Source organism: Flavobacterium sp. P1_E4, from assembly GCF_056405915.1.
On record NZ_JBFUBE010000002.1, the window covers coordinates 20612 to 36481 of the forward strand.

A 15870-nucleotide genomic window follows, 5' to 3' on the forward strand; every position below is an offset into this window, starting at 1 on the left:
CAGAACATGAGTATACAAAAAGAAAATAATCCTGAGAATCCAGAAATTGACTTGCGAAATGTTTTTAGTAGGATAGCAGATTTCTTCGAATGGATTAATACTTTGTTGTTTAGAATCATTCGTTTTTTTATAAAAAACGCAATTGTTATAGGTGCCTTGGTGGTGGTTGGATTTGGGATTGGCATGTATTTGGACACTAATCTAAAGGCCTATGATAATCGTATTATTGTAGCGCCAAATTTTGGAAGCAGTGATTATTTATATTCAAAAATTAATTTATTAAAAGCAAAAATCGCTGAAGGAGACACTGTTTATTTGAAAAAAATAGTTGGATTACAGCAACCTAAAATTTTAAAAAGTATTGAAATAAAATCTATTACGGATGTTTATCAATTTATAGAAGATAAGGAGAAAAATTTTGATTTAATTAAATTGATGTCTGAAGAAGAGGGTTTACAAAAAGTTATTAATGATACGACTACGAGTAAAAACTACACCTATCATAAAATTTATTTAACGACCAATAGTTTGGTAAACGACCAAAATTTTGTTCAACCGTTATTGAATTATCTTAACAAATCAGATTATTACGATAAAATACAGGCTATTAGTTTGAAAAATTTGCAACAGGAAATAGTTCAAAACGATACTATTTTAGCACAGATTAACGCTGTTTTAAATGGGTTTTCTAAAGGGAACGGCTCGAAGAATGACAAATTGGTTTATTATAATGAGAATACACAACTCAATGATGTCATAAGAACAAAAGAAGATATAATTAGGAATCAAGGAAAGAATCGAGTAAAATTGGTCCGATTTGATAAAACGATTAAAGAAATAAGTTCCATTCTGAATATTAAAAAGGCTCAAAAAATAAAAGGGAATATGACTTTTGTATTGCCTACTTTATTTGTAATTCTATTTGTTCTTTTGCGATTTTTTATGGCGTTCTATAAAAAACAATCATTGAAGGAGAAAGAAAAGCAAGCTTTTTAGGTATTTGTTTTAGCCACTTATATTCAATTTACAAACTGGATTTTTCATATTTGAGCAAGAAAATTAATTGTTTTGTTATAAATTGAAAATATAAAAATTAAGATGTATAAAGGAAAATTTAGTATTGATACTATTTCTTTTTGTATTTCATTATAAAATGGAAACTGAAAAAAAACTAAAAGCAGTTAAAGACTATTTAATATATGGTTCAGGACAATTAATAAATTTAATTGCCCCGTTATTAGTAGCTCCAAAAGTAATTTCGACCTGTGGTATTGAAAATTGGGGAAAAGTAGGCGTAGCACTATCAATTTTTACTTTATTGGGATTATTTATTGATTTTGGATCCAATCTTTTGGGAGTTAAAGAAATTAGTAGCAATAAGGACAATTTTTCCAAAATTAGAAATTATTTGGATTTATCCTTTTCATTTAAATGGATGGTTTTGTTTGCTCTATTTTTAATCGTAATTGTTGTCATTTTTGCTTTTGACATACAAGAGAGTAAACTTTATTTTTTGGGATTGGCTATGCTATCTGCTCAATTTTTTAATGTGACTTGGATATATCAGGGACTGGAAAAATTTTCGTCGATTAATAAAGTTATTTTTTTTTCAAAAACATTATATATTTTACTAATCTTTATTTTAGTAAAAAAGAGCGAAGACTATATCTATGTTCTGTTTTTACTGGGAATTTCCAATACGTTGGTCTATTCTTTTTTCTTCTTAAAAATGGTTCGTTTTTATAAGCTCAAAATATTTAATGTGAATTTTCCTTCACTCAGAAGATTTATTAAAAATGAATATTCAATATTCATATCCAACATTTCAATTTCTGTTTATACACAGTGTCCAATATTAATAATTAGGTATTTATTGGGAGATTATTATGCTGGGATATACAAAATTGGGGATATGATATTAAGTGTTTTTAGAAGTTATCTATCCGTTTTTTTTAATGTTAGTTTCCCTAAATTTTGCAGTGCTTATACAAAAAACAAGTCTGATGGAATTTTATTTTTAAAGAAGGTTAATGGGATAAATGTTTTATTATTAGGTGTTGGGATATTTTGTTGCATTGTATCTGGATTTATAATTCTTGATACTTTACAAATGAATACTAAAACACAGGAACTAATAGTTTTTTATACATACTTTACTATTGTGCCTATTATAACGGCGTTAAACATTCCATTTTACCAATTCTTGATTTATAAAAACCAGCAAAAAGCATTGTCAAGAATTTTATCTTTGTGTTCATTGCTTATGCTGTTTGTTTGTTTTTTTCTCACTAAAGCATTTCATTTAAAAGGTAGTTTAATGGCAGTTTTTTTAATTGAGACGGTTATCTCTTTCTTAATAATATTATATTGCAGCGTTAAGTATAAAGTAAATTTAAAAACGACAATTTTAAATGTCAAATAAGATGGAAGATAGCTACTTAGAGAAAAGCAAGGATTATTTTTCAATTATTCGAGAAGATATCATTTCATTTATAGGGAATGAGAAAGATTTAAATATTTTGGAAATAGGAGCGGGAGCGGGTGAAACTTTATTGGAGCTAAAAAAAAGAGGTATTGCAAATCAAATCTCTGGTTTTGATATAGTGGATATAAATCCTAATAAGGAAAAATTTGATCGTTTTATTATAGGTAATATCGAGAACGAAATAAATCCTTTTGACAAAAAGGAATTTGATATCATTATTTTGGCAGATGTATTGGAACATCTTTATGATCCTGAAAAGGTGATTCAAAAATTGATTCCTAGTTTAAAAAGAGGAGGGAGTTTTTATATCAGTTTACCTAATATTAGAAACCTCGAAGCATTATATCAAATTTTCCTAAAAGGAAGTTTTAAATATACAGATAACGGAATTTTTGATAGAACCCATATCCGTTTTTATTGTAAAAAAGATGTTGTTGAGCTTATGAGTTTATTTGATGAACTAGAGATAGTTAAAATCGAGTCAAATTTGAATCATATTTCATCCATAAAATCAATCTTAAATAAACTTACGTTCAGATTTTTTGAGCAGTTTTTGAGTATGCAGTATTTTATAAAAGCAACATTAAAATAAAGGGTTTAAATACAAAGAACAACAAGAGTTAAGTGCCAAATAAAGTTTATATAGTACTCTTAAATTACAATGGCTTTTTGGACACGATAGAGTGTCTAGAAAGCATATTGAAATTGGACTATGAAAACTTTCAAATATTAGTAATTGATAATAGTCAGACGCAGATACCTTTTGAAAATTTGTCCAATTGGGCTTTAGGAAAAATAGACATCACTGAAACTGTTTTCGAAAACCTTGTTTTCCCATTGGAGCAAAAACCCCTAGATTTTTGTACAACATCTGAAAATGATTTTTTGCAAAAAGAGCTAAACCACAAAGTAGTCCTTGTAAAAGCCAATCAGAACAATGGATTTGCGGCTGGGAATAATATCGCCCTGCGTTATGTTTTAAAATTCGGAACTCAGGATTCGTATATTTGGTTATTAAACAATGATACCGTAATTGGTAAGGATGCACTTTTATCCATTGTAAGTCAAATGAATTTACAGAAAGAAGTAAAGTACATTTATGGGACACCACTGCTAGAATATTATAATCCAATAAGAGTTCAGTCTATCGGGGGTCTTTATAATAAAAAAACAGGTTTGTCTTCTCACTTTGGAGAGGGCAAAAAGACAAGAGATTTTGACAATACTTTTGATGAGGTAATCAAAAGTATTGATTATCCGATAGGAGCGTCAATGTTAATAAAGATGCCTTTTTTAAAGGAATTAGGCTTGTTGAGTGAGGATTATTTTTTGTTTTTTGAAGAATTAGATTGGGTTCATAGAGCCAAAATTATTGGTGGTAAAGTATCGATTTTAAATTATTTTGGAGTATTTCATAAACAAGGCAAAAGTACCGAGTCCAAATTCAAGGAGAAAAAATCAGAATTTATAGATTTGATTTCATTGAATAGTAGAGTTCTCTTTGCTAAAAAATTTAATCGAGAGAATCTTCTTTTAATTCAATTGTCCATTTTAACACTTACATTGGGGAAAAGAGTTTTGCAGGGTAATTTTAAAATTATACCCAAAATAATTAGATTGGTATTCAAAGAAGGGGTGACTTATGATGAAAATTTTTATTGTTCAATAGGATATAAAAAAATCAATTAATTATGAAAATTGACATCAATAAACTTTTCCTTGTATTTTTGCCTTTTACCCAGGCATTGACTATTAGTATTTTTTTTCCATTAAAAATATCCGAAATAGCGCTTGTGATTCTATTGCTTTTTTATTTAAACAAGAAAGTGATCTCGTCAAGTTCTATTTGGTTTTGTAATGTCAATAAGATTGTTTTGTTGTTTTCACTAATAGTAACGCTTTCATTTATTGTAAATATATATTGGAGCTATCCATATTCTGCCAAAATTTTTCCTTTTCGTATTAATAGAGTTGGGGATAGTTTTATTAGGCTATGTTATTTTTATTTGTGCTTGTTGGCCTATTATGTTTCTTTTAAATTTTTCGTAAAAGATATTAAATTATTGGACAAATGGATATTGGGTGCATTGATAGTAGCAATATACGGTTGGTATTTGTTTATATTTTCAAAACTAAATTTGCCATATATCAAACTTCCCGGGATGGATGATGTTCCGTTAAGTTTAAATGGATTTATAAGATGCAGCACTTTTAAAGAGGGTAATTATTTTGGATTATATTTAATTTTATCGGCTGCCATAGCGTTCTATCTTCAAAAGAAAAAAGAGGCTTGGTTTTTACTTTTTAGTGTAATTATTACATTGTCTACTATTTCAATAGTATCAGCATTTGTATTTTTAACGTTTTATTTCCGAAGAGAGTTTTTTAAAATGCGATTTTTATTAAAAACTGTTCCAATAGTGGTTCTTTCCATTTTCATTTTCACAAAAACAGATTTTTATAAACTTTATATTTATGGAAAAATATTCGATTCAACAAAAACACTAACCACTGGAAATTTTTCTAAAGTAGACAGAATCATTACGGGTCAGGTTGCAATAGATTCTGGATTAGACAACCCATTTTTGGGAGTTGGCCCAGCCAATTATGGATTGCATTATGATCATTACAATCATTATAAAAAAATTGTAATCAATAGGGATGATTATTTTGATCAATTGGCTAGAAGGAAGAATATAAGGAGTATTCCGAATAACGTATATCTAGAAGTTTTGTCCGAATATGGAGTGATAGCATTCGTTTTGTTTATTGTTTTTTTAGTTTCAATTTTGATTAAAAGCTATTATTTAAAAGAAGATGCTTTAACGGGAGGAATGCTGGCGCTAATACTGTCTTTAAATGCTTTTCCTTCCTTTATAATGTTATTTATTTGGGTTTTTATTTCTATTCCTTGTGCTTTAGAATGGAATAAAAGAAATGACAAAAGGAGCACAGAGAAGGTAATTTTGGACAACTAAATAACTAAATATGAACTTTATATACATGGCAAAAATGTATGATGCATTTAAGGAAAAAATTGTGTTTTTTTTACTGGCATTTGCGTTTGTGTTTAAGATTAAATGGGCAACACCAATAATTCTATTTTTATTATTTATTAGTTTTTTTGACAAATCAAAGAATACAGATTCCAATAGCGTAAAGAAGTTATGTTTTGTTTTTGGGAGTTTCATTTTTCTTTATGTCCTTTCGTATGTTTTTAATTTTGATTCTTCCCCGAGATTGATAATTAGATCTTTAGGGTTTGTGTTTATACCCCTGTTGTTTTTACTCAAGAAGTTTTCTTTATACCAGATAAAGAATTTTGCATATTCATTTTTGGTATTGCAATTAATACACATACTCTATATTGATTTTATAGTAATCCATTATTATTTATTCTCGACGGTAAAAAGTTTTGAACTTTTCAATTCATTAGTCGAAAATAGATTTATACTTGAGAGACCTTATTTTGCATTAAATTGTTTGTTATCCATCGTATGCATAAAATTCGTGATGGAGAATAGTAATATAAAAAAGGGATTCCTATTTTGTTTTCTTGCAATTATTGTTATCACTTTGTTCATTATTGCGGCTAGACTTGCGATGGGTATTTCTGTTTTACTTAGCTTTCTTTTCTTTTTGAAAGAGAAGAAAATAGTTTATTTTATAATACTCTCTTCAATATTAGTAATAACAATTATTAGTAACAGATATATAATTCAGCGGATAGCAATTGAAAAAGGAGAACCAAGAATTGCAATATGGCAATGTGCAAGGACCATTGTTGATGAAAAAGGGTTTAATTATTTTGTAGGGACATTTAGCAGCGAAGAGGTGGATAATAAACTTATTGCCTGTTATAATTCCAAAGAGGTGAGTAATGGGCCTTATTGGTGGATTGGAAAAAATAACTATAAGTATAATACACACAATCAATTTTTATGGTTTTTTACCAGTTATGGTCTAGTAGGAACTATACTTTTCTTGTCTATTTTTGTTATCCATATTAGTAATTTCTATAAACATAAAAATGACTATTCGTTATTTTTTGTATTAATATTTCTATTTCAATGTTTGTTTGAAAATGTATTAAGTAGGCAGCTTGGTATTTATGTGTTTTTATGGTTTTGTTTTGTTTTTATAAATTCACCTAAAAACAGCCTTAAAAATGAGTGATAAAATATATGTAAATGGTAGGTTTCTTACTCAAAAAACAACAGGCGTTCAGAGGGTAGCAACTGAAATAAGTACTCATTTGCAAGCTCATTATAAAGGCGAAATTATTTTTGTTTGCCCAAATAAAGAATTTTTAAATCCAGTTGCTGAGTCTTTGAATTGTATTAAGGTGGGTTTTTTTGGAGGACATTTATGGGAACAAATTGAGTTGCCATTCTTTTTGTTTAGAAAAAAAGCTGCCTTACTGTTAAACTTTTGTAATACAGCTCCAATGCTGTGCAGCAAAAATTTTTTGGTGATTCATGATGTTGCTTTTAAAGTCAATGAGAAATGGTTTGATTGGAAATTTATCCTTGTTTATAACATTTTGTTTTATTTTAATTTAAAAAAAGCAAAAAGAATTATAACAGTAAGCAATTTTTCTAAAAATGAGATATTAAAGTATTATCCCAAAATAAAAAACGAAAAAATAGAAGTTGTTTATTTGGCAAGTTTTTTAGAATACAATGGAAATAAATTCTTTAAAAAAGGATATTATTTAGCTATTAATTCTTTGAATGAAAGAAAAAACATTAAAGTAATTATTGAAGCTTTTAAGTTGCTTGCCCCCAATATTTACAGGTTAAAAGTAATCGGAGAGAAAAATATAAAAGTGTTTAAAATGAACAATTATGAAGCCATTTCTAATGTTGAGTTTTTAGATGAGGTTACCGATGATTCATTATATAAATGGATAGTGGAGGCAAAAGCTCTAATAAATGCCTCTTTTTATGAAGGTTTTGGTCTTCCTGCTCTTGAAGCTATGAGTTTATATACACCTTGTATTTTGTCTGACATTCCTGTTTATAGGGAATTATATGGTGAAAGCGCATTTTTTTTTGATGCCGTAAGTGCTAATCAATTGGCACAAAAAATAGTAGAAATGGAGCAATCTGATAATTATTTTGAAGTTTGTAAAAAAGGATTTGAATTAGCACAAAAAAGCTCTTGGAATAAAGCCTCAAAGCAATATATTTCGATAATTGAAAGTTATAAAAAAACAAAAGTAATATATTTTGAAAAAAGCATTAATTAACGATTGGTACTATGTAAATGGTGGAGCCGAGAAAGTGATTCATTCGTTTAATCATATTTGGGATGATTTTGATCATTATGCTTTAATTGACTTTTTGAATGAAACGGATCGAGAATTTATTTTAAATGGAAAAAAAGCCAAGACAAGTTTTCTCCAATATTTACCCACTGTCAAGTCCAATCACCGAAAATTTTTGCAACTTTTTCCGTTTGCAATAGAAAGATTTGACTTAAGTGAATATGATTTAGTACTAAGTTCTTCTTCTTCGATTGCAAAAGGGGTTCAAACAAAAAAAAATCAATTGCACATTTGTTACTGTCATTCTCCTATGAGATACGCATGGAATTTGCAAGAGCAATACTTGAAGGATTCTGGTTTGAATAAGGGGTTAAAAGGAATCTATGCTAAGTATGTCTTAAATAAGATTAGAAAGTGGGATGTTTCAAATTCAGAGAATGTTACTTTTTTTATTGCTAATTCTAATCATATTGCAGAAAGAATAAAAGAAACATACAATCGAGAAGCTACTGTAATTTATCCTCCTGTTGATGTTGAATTTTTTACTTTAGAAGAAAACAAAAAGGATTACTATTTTACGGCATCCCGAATGGTTTCTTATAAAAAAACACTCTTGATTGTTGAAGCTTTTAATGAATTGCCACATCTGAAACTCGTTGTTGCAGGCTCTGGCCCCGAATTCAATGCCATAAATAAAATAGCCAAAAGTAATATTTCTTTGATCGGACATATTGATACTTTGGAATTAAAAAAACAAATGCAGGAAGCAAAAGCCTTTGTTTTTGCTGCTGAAGAAGATTTTGGAATTGTACCCGTGGAAGCACAAGCTTGTGGGACTCCCGTAATTGCTTTTGGAAAAGGAGGTGTTCTGGAAACCGTTGCAGAGGGTAAAACTGGTGTTTTTTTTAAGGAACAAACAGCCCAAAGTTTAAAGGATGCCGTACTTTATTTTGAAACTCAAAAATTCAACTCAAAAGAAATTCGAGAGCACGCTTTGCAATTTTCTAAAGAGCGATTCGAAAGAGAAATTAAGGCATTTGTGGATGAAAAACACCAAGAACATCGAAACTTGAATATGAATAGTTTATTATAAAAAGATAGGAAATAAGGAGTATTGCAAAACGCATTCTCACTATATTTGCGGTCAATATTTATTTTTATGAAATCGCCAAGACAGTATTTGTCGCAAATACCAATGAGGATCTGGCGATACCATATTCCAACTAAAACAATATTATCTTCTTATGAAAAGAATACTCATCACCGGAGCAGCAGGATTTTTGGGATCTCATTTATGTGATCGTTTTATCAAAGAAGGATATCATGTAATAGGAATGGATAATCTTATCACAGGTGATTTAAAAAACATAGAACATTTGTTCAAATTAGAGCATTTTGAATTTTATCATCATGATATCACCAAGTTTGTGCATGTTCCAGGAAAGATTGATTACATTTTGCATTTTGCTTCGCCGGCAAGTCCTATAGATTACCTTAAAATTCCAATTCAGACTTTGAAAGTTGGTTCGTTGGGAACGCATAATCTGTTAGGTTTGGCAAGAGTAAAAAAAGCTAGAATTCTTATAGCTTCTACATCTGAGGTTTATGGAGATCCTTTGGTTCACCCACAAACAGAAGAATATTATGGAAATGTAAATACGATTGGACCAAGAGGAGTGTATGACGAAGCCAAACGTTTTCAGGAATCAATTACGATGGCATATCATACCTTTCATGGTGTGGAAACTAGAATTGTTCGAATTTTTAATACTTATGGACCAAGAATGCGACTCAATGATGGTCGTGTTATTCCAGCTTTTATTGGGCAAGCCATTCGTGGAGAAGATTTAACCATTTTTGGGGACGGAATGCAAACCCGTTCTTTTTGTTATGTAGATGATCAGGTAGAAGGCATTTTCAGATTATTACATTCAGATTATGTTTTTCCTGTAAACATTGGTAATCCCGATGAAATCACCATCAAAGATTTTGCTGAGGAGATTATAAAATTAACAGGAACTAATCAAAAAGTAGTTTACCATCCGTTACCTGTAAACGACCCTTTACAACGCCAGCCAGATACTACAAAAGCCAAGGAATTATTGGGTTGGGAAGCAAAAGTTAATCGTGAAGAGGGGATGAAAATAACCTATGATTATTTTAAGTCTTTATCCAAAGAAGAATTATCCAAGGAGGAACATAAAGATTTTTCTAAGTACATTAATTAGTGAAAACTAAAACAGGAAGATATTCGGGTTATATTCGCCCATTTTCGCGCTTATTAGATTTGGTTATTATCAATGTTTTTGCTGCGTATTTTTCTGGTATACCTATTTTTCAGGACTTTTATGCTTTGTTCATAAGTTGCGCATGGTTTATTATTGCAGGCAATTTAGGCTTCTATGAAGTCTATCGATACACCAAAGTAATAGCTATATTGAACTGTACTTTGAAGCAAGCTATTGCTTTTGCAACGTGTTGTCTAGCCCTTGCTTATTTTTATCCCGAAAGAAATAGTTTGTCTACAATACTGAAATTCATAACAATATCTGTTGACATAATTCTTGGTTTTAAATTATTTATTTATTTTTTTCTAAGAAAATACCGAATCATATTTGGTGGTAATTTTAGAAGAGTAGTGCTTATTGGAAAGAATAAAAGTATTGAACCCCTACAGCATTTTTTTGAAGAAAATCTTGATTACGGTTATAAATTGATTAAAGTATTCAATTTGGAAAATCATAAAATGGAACATCTTCAAGAAAGTTTTTCTTTTATTTTGGACAATAAAATAGATGAAATTTATTGTTCTTTGACAGATTTGACCAGTAAGCAAGTGGATGATTTTATATTTTTTGCCGACAATAATTTGAAAACTCTTAAGTTTATTCCAGACCAAAAACAATTACTTTCTTTAAATACAGTTTTTGAATATTATGATTACATCCCTGTAATTTCGCAAAGAACTATTTCCCTTGATGAATCCTTGCATAAAATAATCAAACGCATTTTTGACACTGTTTTTTCAATATTGATTATAGTTGGGATATTATCTTGGTTAACACCTATTTTGGCCATTATTATTAGAATGGATTCCAAAGGGTCATTATTTTTTGTTCAAAAAAGGAATGGATTGAATAACAGGGAATTTAATTGTTTTAAGTTCCGATCTATGGAAATAAATGAGTTAGCAGATATTGAACAAGTATCTAAAAATGATGCAAGAATCACAAGAGTTGGTAAGTTTATACGAAAAACAAGTATCGATGAATTGCCACAGTTTTTTAATGTTTTATTGGGAGATATGTCTGTAGTGGGACCAAGACCGCATATGGTAAGTCACACCAATATGTATGCAGAACGGATTGATAAGTTTATGGTGCGTCATTTTATAAAACCTGGTATAACTGGTTTGGCCCAAACCAAAGGGTTTCGAGGTGAAGTTGAAACAGACAAAGACATTATAAACAGAGTGAGGTATGATATTTTTTATATAGAAAAATGGTCGCTTTTGTTGGATTTGAAAATCATTTTCAATACTATTCATAACACTTTAAAAGGAGACAAGAAAGCGTATTAAAATGGAAAAACCTTTAGTATCTATAATTACTCCGTCCTTCAACTCTGAAAAATTCATTGCTGATACAATTCGGTCGGTACAAAATCAAACCTACCAGAATTGGGAGATGATTATTGTGGATGATTGTTCTACAGATAAGACCTTGTCTATCATTGAAGATTTTATCGCCAATGACAATAGAATACATTTTTTTCAATTGGATAAAAACTCAGGAGCTGGTATTGCTAGAGGAGAAGCGTTATCAAAAGCGCAAGGAGATTACATAGCTTTTTTGGACGCAGATGATTTGTGGAAACCTTTAAAACTTGAAAAGCAGCTTCAATTTTTAAAAGACAATAGTGCACCTTTTACATTCTCTTTCTATGATTGCATGGACGAAGAAGGAAATTCTTTAAACAAAAGGGTTGAAGCACCAAGAAATCTTTCGTATCATCAATTGTTCTTTTGTAATTATGTTGGAAATCTTACAGGCATTTATGATAGAAACTATTTTGGAAAAATAGCGATTTCATCAACTCGAAAACGCCAAGATTGGATGATGTGGCTTACCATTTTGAAAAAGATGAAGAAAGCAAGACCCGTACCAGAAAGTTTAGCAATTTATCGCATCAGGGATAATTCACTATCGGCCTCAAAAGTTGAATTATTGAAACATAATTTTGCTGTTTATAGAAGTTTTCACGGCTATAATTATGTTGTTTCCTTTTTCATTATGATTGGGTTTTTATTTACTCAATTGATAATAAAACCGCGTTATATAAAGAAAATTTAATTTACATTTTTGTGGCTATTTTTTATATCCAATTTTTACCCTTTTGCTTTCATTTTCCTTTTTCTCCGTTAATTCATCCAGATAAGAAAAAACCAATTCAATGTTCTTATCATGATTTTCTAACTTTTTTTGAATTTGAACAATGTCGATTTTAATTTCGGTGGTATCCAAAAGCATTTGTCTCACTTTTGTAAAAATGCGCATGATTTGGATATTCGTTGGAATGGCTTTATTGCTATTTAAAACACTTGATAACATAAAACGCCGTGTTCGGTGAAAGCCATTGGAGCATATCGCAAACCTATTTTATCGGAATTGGAGATCACAATTTGTGATCTCCAATTTTCAAACTCTGATTTATTAAGTTCAAACATAAAATCTTCAGGAAATCTTGATATATTTCTTTTGACAGCTTGTTTTAAAACTCTGGTTTCAATCCCGTAAAGTGATGCTAAATCACGATCAATCATTACTTTTTGATTACGAATAAAATAAATTTTGTTGGAAATAGTTTCTTCTGAAAGGAAAAATTCGTCGCTCATTTTTTTAATTTAAACGACTAATATACGATTTTATTTACATTATAAAAATGAAGTAAACTGCTTCAATTTTCCACGATTGCTTCTTTCCAAGACTTTTTTTCGGCTAAAAGTAAAGTGTAAATTTGGTTCTAGGTACAGTGCAACGGCTTTGTTTATTTTTCCAATTTGTCCTTCATCCAATTCTGATTCGCTGACATATTCTATTTCAAAGCGGTCTATTTTAGTTTGTTTGATGACAAATTCTTTTACATTTCCATCTTCTTCTATGATGCTTTTGGTTACGTAATAAAAAGTCAATCCAGGTGATTTTTTACCGCTAGGTAAAATAGCAATATCATTGGTTCTACCTATTAATTTTTTTAGAATTGGTTTTTTCACGGTGCTTTTTTCGTCTAAAACTCCGATGTCGCCAATATCATATCGAATAAAAGGATGTGCTTTGTTGAATAATGAAGTGATTACAATTCGTCCTGAAGTTCCGTTTGGAACTACTTGATTATTTTCGTCCAAAATCTCTACAAATAGGGTTTCTGAATTGACTAGCCATTCATCTTCTAGATTTTGAAAAGCGATTAAGTCCAATTCTGAAGCTCCGTACTCATTAACAATCGGAATGCCAAATTGTTTTCCCAACAACAGTTTGTCTTCTTTAAAAAGCATTTCGGAAGTGACCATACACACTTTTAAAGTGGGACAGATATCTTTTAAAACAATGTTTTTTTTCTGTAAAAATTTGGCAAATAAAACTATCGATGAGGTATAGCCATTGACATAGTCGAATTTTTTGGTTTTAAAATCTTTTAAAAATTGCTCCAAAACTTCATCAGATAAATTGAATATTGAAAACCGATATCGTTGACTCAAAAAATCCTTAAACCTTTCTTTTTTGTTTCCGATAAAATCTAATGGGATTCCATAAAAACGTGCTTGATAGGAGGAGTTAAAATCAATTCCATACCAGCCGAAACGATAAATATTGGAAGCCCATGTCAAGGCATGGCAAAATTTATCTTTGGCAAATACAAAAGGATGCCCGCTAGAACCGGATGTTTTATTAATATATACTGATTTTTCAGTGTAGCCCTGAGAAAGCCTTTCATTCAAGGGCTTCTGTAAGTTTAGTTTATTCAAAATTGGTAAATCGGACCAGTTTTTTAAAGATTCGATTCCGGCCAATTCCCTGTAAAAAGGATTATTATTTAAATGAAAATTTACGATATCCATTTTTTTTTGTTCAATGAAATGACCATATTCTTCTTCAGGAATAGCAATGATTTTTTGCAATTCAGCTTTGGCTTTCTGCATAGGAAAACCATTTATTTGAAGCGTTAAGTCGAATATTTTGAACATTGGAGGAGTATATTTTGTCAAAAATAATATTTAGCCACAACTATTGGTGATTTAGTTACAACTTTTTGACATATAATTATTTTTTAAGTTCAAAAGCAATTATTTTTGCACCATCTGTCAAAAGACAGTAATGCAACTAAAAAACCGCACCATGAATATTTTACTATTAGGATCAGGAGGAAGAGAACATGCTTTTGCATGGAAAATGATTCAAAGTCCACTTTGTGACACCCTTTTTGTAGCGCCAGGAAATGCTGGAACTGCTCAAATTGCAAAAAACGTTGACATTAGTGCCACTGATTTTGAAGCAATAAAAGCATTGGTAATCAAAGAAAATATAGAAATGGTTGTTGTTGGACCAGAAGATCCTTTAGTAAAAGGGATTTATGATTTTTTCCTAAACGATCAAGAGTTAAAGGATATTCCAGTAATTGGACCTTCAAAAATTGGGGCAACATTGGAAGGAAGTAAAGAGTTTGCCAAAGAATTTTTGATGAAACACAAAATTCCAACAGCAGCTTATGATAGTTTTACTGCAGAAACTGTTGAGAAAGGATGTAAGTTTCTGGAAACATTACAACCTCCATATGTTTTGAAAGCAGATGGTTTGGCAGCGGGAAAAGGAGTTTTAATCATTCAGGATTTGGCGGAAGCTAAATCTGAATTAAGAAATATGTTGGTAAACCAAAAATTTGGTGCAGCAAGTTCCAAAGTAGTTATTGAAGAATTTCTGGACGGAATAGAATTGAGCTGTTTTGTATTGACTGATGGGAAAAATTATAAAATTTTACCAACTGCCAAAGATTACAAACGTATAGGTGAAGGAGATACAGGTTTGAATACAGGTGGGATGGGAGCAGTTTCTCCAGTTCCTTATGTTGATGCCGTTTTGATGGAAAAAATAGAAACACGCATTGTAAAACCAACAATTGAAGGTTTTCAAAAAGACGGGATTCCATATAAAGGTTTTGTGTTTATTGGATTGATCAATGTCAACAATGAACCAATTGTTATCGAATACAATGTGAGAATGGGAGATCCTGAGACAGAAGTGGTTGTTCCAAGGTTGAAATCGGATTTGGTTGAATTGTTTTTGGCTGTAGCCAATGAAAAACTGGATGAATTCAATCTTGAAGTTGACGAAAGAAGCGCCACTACGGTTATGATTGTTTCTGGCGGATATCCTGAAGATTTCGAGAAAGGAAAAATAATTACAGGTTTAGAAATGGTTACTGATTCTATCGTTTTTCATGCGGGAACCAAATTGGACAATGGAAATGTAGTAAGTAATGGAGGAAGAGTTATGGCGATCACTTCATATGGTGATAGTTTTCAAGAAGCCTTGAATAAATCATATAAAAATGTTGATCAAATACATTTTGAAAAAATGAATTTCCGAAAAGATATCGGATTCGATTTAATCTAAAATAAAAAAACACGAATTGAACAAAATAGTAAGTTCAATTCGTGTTTTGGTTTTTATTTGGATTCGATTTTTAGTCCAAAAAAGAATGAGCAGTTGTGTCTTGAAACTCCTCGCCATTTTCTTTATGTAATTTCAATTGTTTAATCCAATAAACGATAGCAACTGAACAAATAATCATGAAGATCCAGTTGATAGTATTGGCACCAAACCATGATTTAAGCTCTAATGAACGTAAAAAGTCTAAAGGAGCGAATAAAATGTTTACAAATAAGTATTGTATTCCTTCAAAAAATGATGTCATAATGTATCTCTTTTATTTTATTATTTATGTTTTGGAATTTAGAACGTCAAATAAATCAAATTTTCTATTGAATCTTTTTTAATCTTGTTCCATTCCTTTTTAAACAAGTATTATATTTACAGTCACAAAAGTATAAAATATCMTT

At 30.2% G+C, this 15870-nt stretch carries 16 protein-coding genes; 12 read left to right on the top strand and 4 right to left on the bottom strand.

Going from position 1 to position 15870, the window contains the following annotated elements; translation table 11 throughout:
• The first annotated feature begins 6 nt into the window (after positions 1–6).
• From AC1DY0_RS01895 to AC1DY0_RS01945, 11 genes are all read left to right on the top strand, one after another.
• On the top strand, positions 7–996 hold the full coding sequence (locus tag AC1DY0_RS01895) for a hypothetical protein (protein ID WP_477186996.1): 990 nt from the start codon (positions 7–9) through the stop codon (positions 994–996).
• A 157-nt stretch (positions 997–1153) separates the two neighbouring features.
• Positions 1154–2422, top strand: coding sequence for an oligosaccharide flippase family protein (locus AC1DY0_RS01900; RefSeq protein ID WP_477186997.1), 1269 nt, complete (start codon positions 1154–1156; stop codon positions 2420–2422).
• A 1-nt stretch (position 2423) separates the two neighbouring features.
• Positions 2424–3077: a class I SAM-dependent methyltransferase gene (locus AC1DY0_RS01905; RefSeq protein ID WP_477186998.1), complete on the top strand. Its 654-nt coding sequence runs from the start codon at positions 2424–2426 to the stop codon at positions 3075–3077.
• Positions 3078–3154: 77 nt separating this feature from the next.
• On the top strand, positions 3155–4174 hold the full coding sequence (locus AC1DY0_RS01910) for a glycosyltransferase family 2 protein (RefSeq protein ID WP_477186999.1): 1020 nt from the start codon (positions 3155–3157) through the stop codon (positions 4172–4174).
• Between the two features lie 2 nt (positions 4175–4176).
• Positions 4177–5463, top strand: a complete 1287-nt coding sequence (locus tag AC1DY0_RS01915; RefSeq protein WP_477187000.1) for an O-antigen ligase family protein — start codon at positions 4177–4179, stop codon at positions 5461–5463.
• Between the two features lie 535 nt (positions 5464–5998).
• Positions 5999–6661 (top strand): hypothetical protein, encoded by a 663-nt coding sequence (locus AC1DY0_RS01920; protein ID WP_477187001.1) that lies wholly within the window; start codon positions 5999–6001, stop codon positions 6659–6661.
• Entirely contained in the window at positions 6654–7736 is a 1083-nt protein-coding gene (locus AC1DY0_RS01925; RefSeq protein WP_477187002.1) for a glycosyltransferase family 4 protein, read from the top strand. Before AC1DY0_RS01920 ends, AC1DY0_RS01925 begins: the two co-directional genes overlap by 8 nt.
• Positions 7717–8847: a glycosyltransferase gene (locus AC1DY0_RS01930; RefSeq protein ID WP_477187003.1), complete on the top strand. Its 1131-nt coding sequence runs from the start codon at positions 7717–7719 to the stop codon at positions 8845–8847. The genes AC1DY0_RS01925 and AC1DY0_RS01930 overlap by 20 nt, the downstream gene beginning before the upstream one ends.
• Positions 8848–8998: 151 nt before the next feature.
• Entirely contained in the window at positions 8999–9982 is a 984-nt protein-coding gene (locus tag AC1DY0_RS01935; RefSeq protein ID WP_477187004.1) for a UDP-glucuronic acid decarboxylase family protein, read from the top strand.
• A complete protein-coding gene (locus AC1DY0_RS01940) occupies positions 9982–11334 on the top strand; it encodes an exopolysaccharide biosynthesis polyprenyl glycosylphosphotransferase (RefSeq protein WP_477187005.1) in 1353 nt (450 codons plus the stop codon). Before AC1DY0_RS01935 ends, AC1DY0_RS01940 begins: the two co-directional genes overlap by 1 nt.
• Position 11335: 1 nt before the next feature.
• Positions 11336–12106, top strand: a complete 771-nt coding sequence (locus AC1DY0_RS01945; RefSeq protein WP_477187006.1) for a glycosyltransferase family 2 protein — start codon at positions 11336–11338, stop codon at positions 12104–12106.
• 15 nt (positions 12107–12121) lie between these two features.
• Here the strand turns inward: AC1DY0_RS01945 and AC1DY0_RS01950 are convergent, their stop codons facing one another.
• Genes AC1DY0_RS01950 through AC1DY0_RS01960 form a run of 3 tightly spaced genes read right to left on the bottom strand, consistent with a single transcriptional unit; the run spans position 12122 to position 13998 of the window.
• The gene (locus tag AC1DY0_RS01950) at positions 12122–12364 is read right to left on the bottom strand and encodes a hypothetical protein (RefSeq protein ID WP_477187007.1); all 243 of its coding nucleotides are present in this window, start codon (positions 12362–12364) and stop codon (positions 12122–12124) included.
• Positions 12346–12648: an ORF6N domain-containing protein gene (locus tag AC1DY0_RS01955; RefSeq protein ID WP_477187008.1), complete on the bottom strand. Its 303-nt coding sequence runs from the start codon at positions 12646–12648 to the stop codon at positions 12346–12348. Before AC1DY0_RS01955 ends, AC1DY0_RS01950 begins: the two co-directional genes overlap by 19 nt.
• Before the next feature lie 39 nt (positions 12649–12687).
• On the bottom strand, positions 12688–13998 hold the full coding sequence (locus AC1DY0_RS01960; protein ID WP_477187009.1) for a phenylacetate--CoA ligase family protein: 1311 nt from the start codon (positions 13996–13998) through the stop codon (positions 12688–12690).
• A gap of 151 nt (positions 13999–14149) precedes the next feature.
• On the opposite strand from AC1DY0_RS01960, the gene purD reads away from it, so the two are divergent.
• The gene (gene purD, locus AC1DY0_RS01965; protein ID WP_477187010.1) at positions 14150–15424 is read left to right on the top strand and encodes a phosphoribosylamine--glycine ligase; all 1275 of its coding nucleotides are present in this window, start codon (positions 14150–14152) and stop codon (positions 15422–15424) included.
• 70 nt (positions 15425–15494) lie between these two features.
• Here the strand turns inward: purD and AC1DY0_RS01970 are convergent, their stop codons facing one another.
• Entirely contained in the window at positions 15495–15725 is a 231-nt protein-coding gene (locus AC1DY0_RS01970) for a DUF6341 family protein (RefSeq protein WP_477187011.1), read from the bottom strand.
• Positions 15726–15870 lie beyond the last annotated feature (145 nt).

Excerpts from the sequence above, each read along its gene's own strand:
- AC1DY0_RS01960 (WP_477187009.1), bottom strand. The coding sequence starts at position 13,998 with ATGTTCAAAATATTCGACTTAACGCTTCAAATAAATGGTTTTCCTATG.
- AC1DY0_RS01945 (WP_477187006.1), top strand. The coding sequence starts at position 11,336 with ATGGAAAAACCTTTAGTATCTATAATTACTCCGTCCTTCAACTCTGAA.
- AC1DY0_RS01895 (WP_477186996.1), top strand. The coding sequence starts at position 7 with ATGAGTATACAAAAAGAAAATAATCCTGAGAATCCAGAAATTGACTTG.
- AC1DY0_RS01915 (WP_477187000.1), top strand. The coding sequence starts at position 4,177 with ATGAAAATTGACATCAATAAACTTTTCCTTGTATTTTTGCCTTTTACC.
- AC1DY0_RS01970 (WP_477187011.1), bottom strand. The coding sequence starts at position 15,725 with ATGACATCATTTTTTGAAGGAATACAATACTTATTTGTAAACATTTTA.
- AC1DY0_RS01950 (WP_477187007.1), bottom strand. The coding sequence starts at position 12,364 with ATGTTATCAAGTGTTTTAAATAGCAATAAAGCCATTCCAACGAATATC.
- AC1DY0_RS01935 (WP_477187004.1), top strand. The coding sequence starts at position 8,999 with ATGAAAAGAATACTCATCACCGGAGCAGCAGGATTTTTGGGATCTCAT.
- AC1DY0_RS01920 (WP_477187001.1), top strand. The coding sequence starts at position 5,999 with ATGGAGAATAGTAATATAAAAAAGGGATTCCTATTTTGTTTTCTTGCA.
- purD (WP_477187010.1), top strand. The coding sequence starts at position 14,150 with ATGAATATTTTACTATTAGGATCAGGAGGAAGAGAACATGCTTTTGCA.
- AC1DY0_RS01925 (WP_477187002.1), top strand. The coding sequence starts at position 6,654 with ATGAGTGATAAAATATATGTAAATGGTAGGTTTCTTACTCAAAAAACA.
- AC1DY0_RS01900 (WP_477186997.1), top strand. The coding sequence starts at position 1,154 with ATGGAAACTGAAAAAAAACTAAAAGCAGTTAAAGACTATTTAATATAT.
- AC1DY0_RS01955 (WP_477187008.1), bottom strand. The coding sequence starts at position 12,648 with ATGAGCGACGAATTTTTCCTTTCAGAAGAAACTATTTCCAACAAAATT.
- AC1DY0_RS01905 (WP_477186998.1), top strand. The coding sequence starts at position 2,424 with ATGGAAGATAGCTACTTAGAGAAAAGCAAGGATTATTTTTCAATTATT.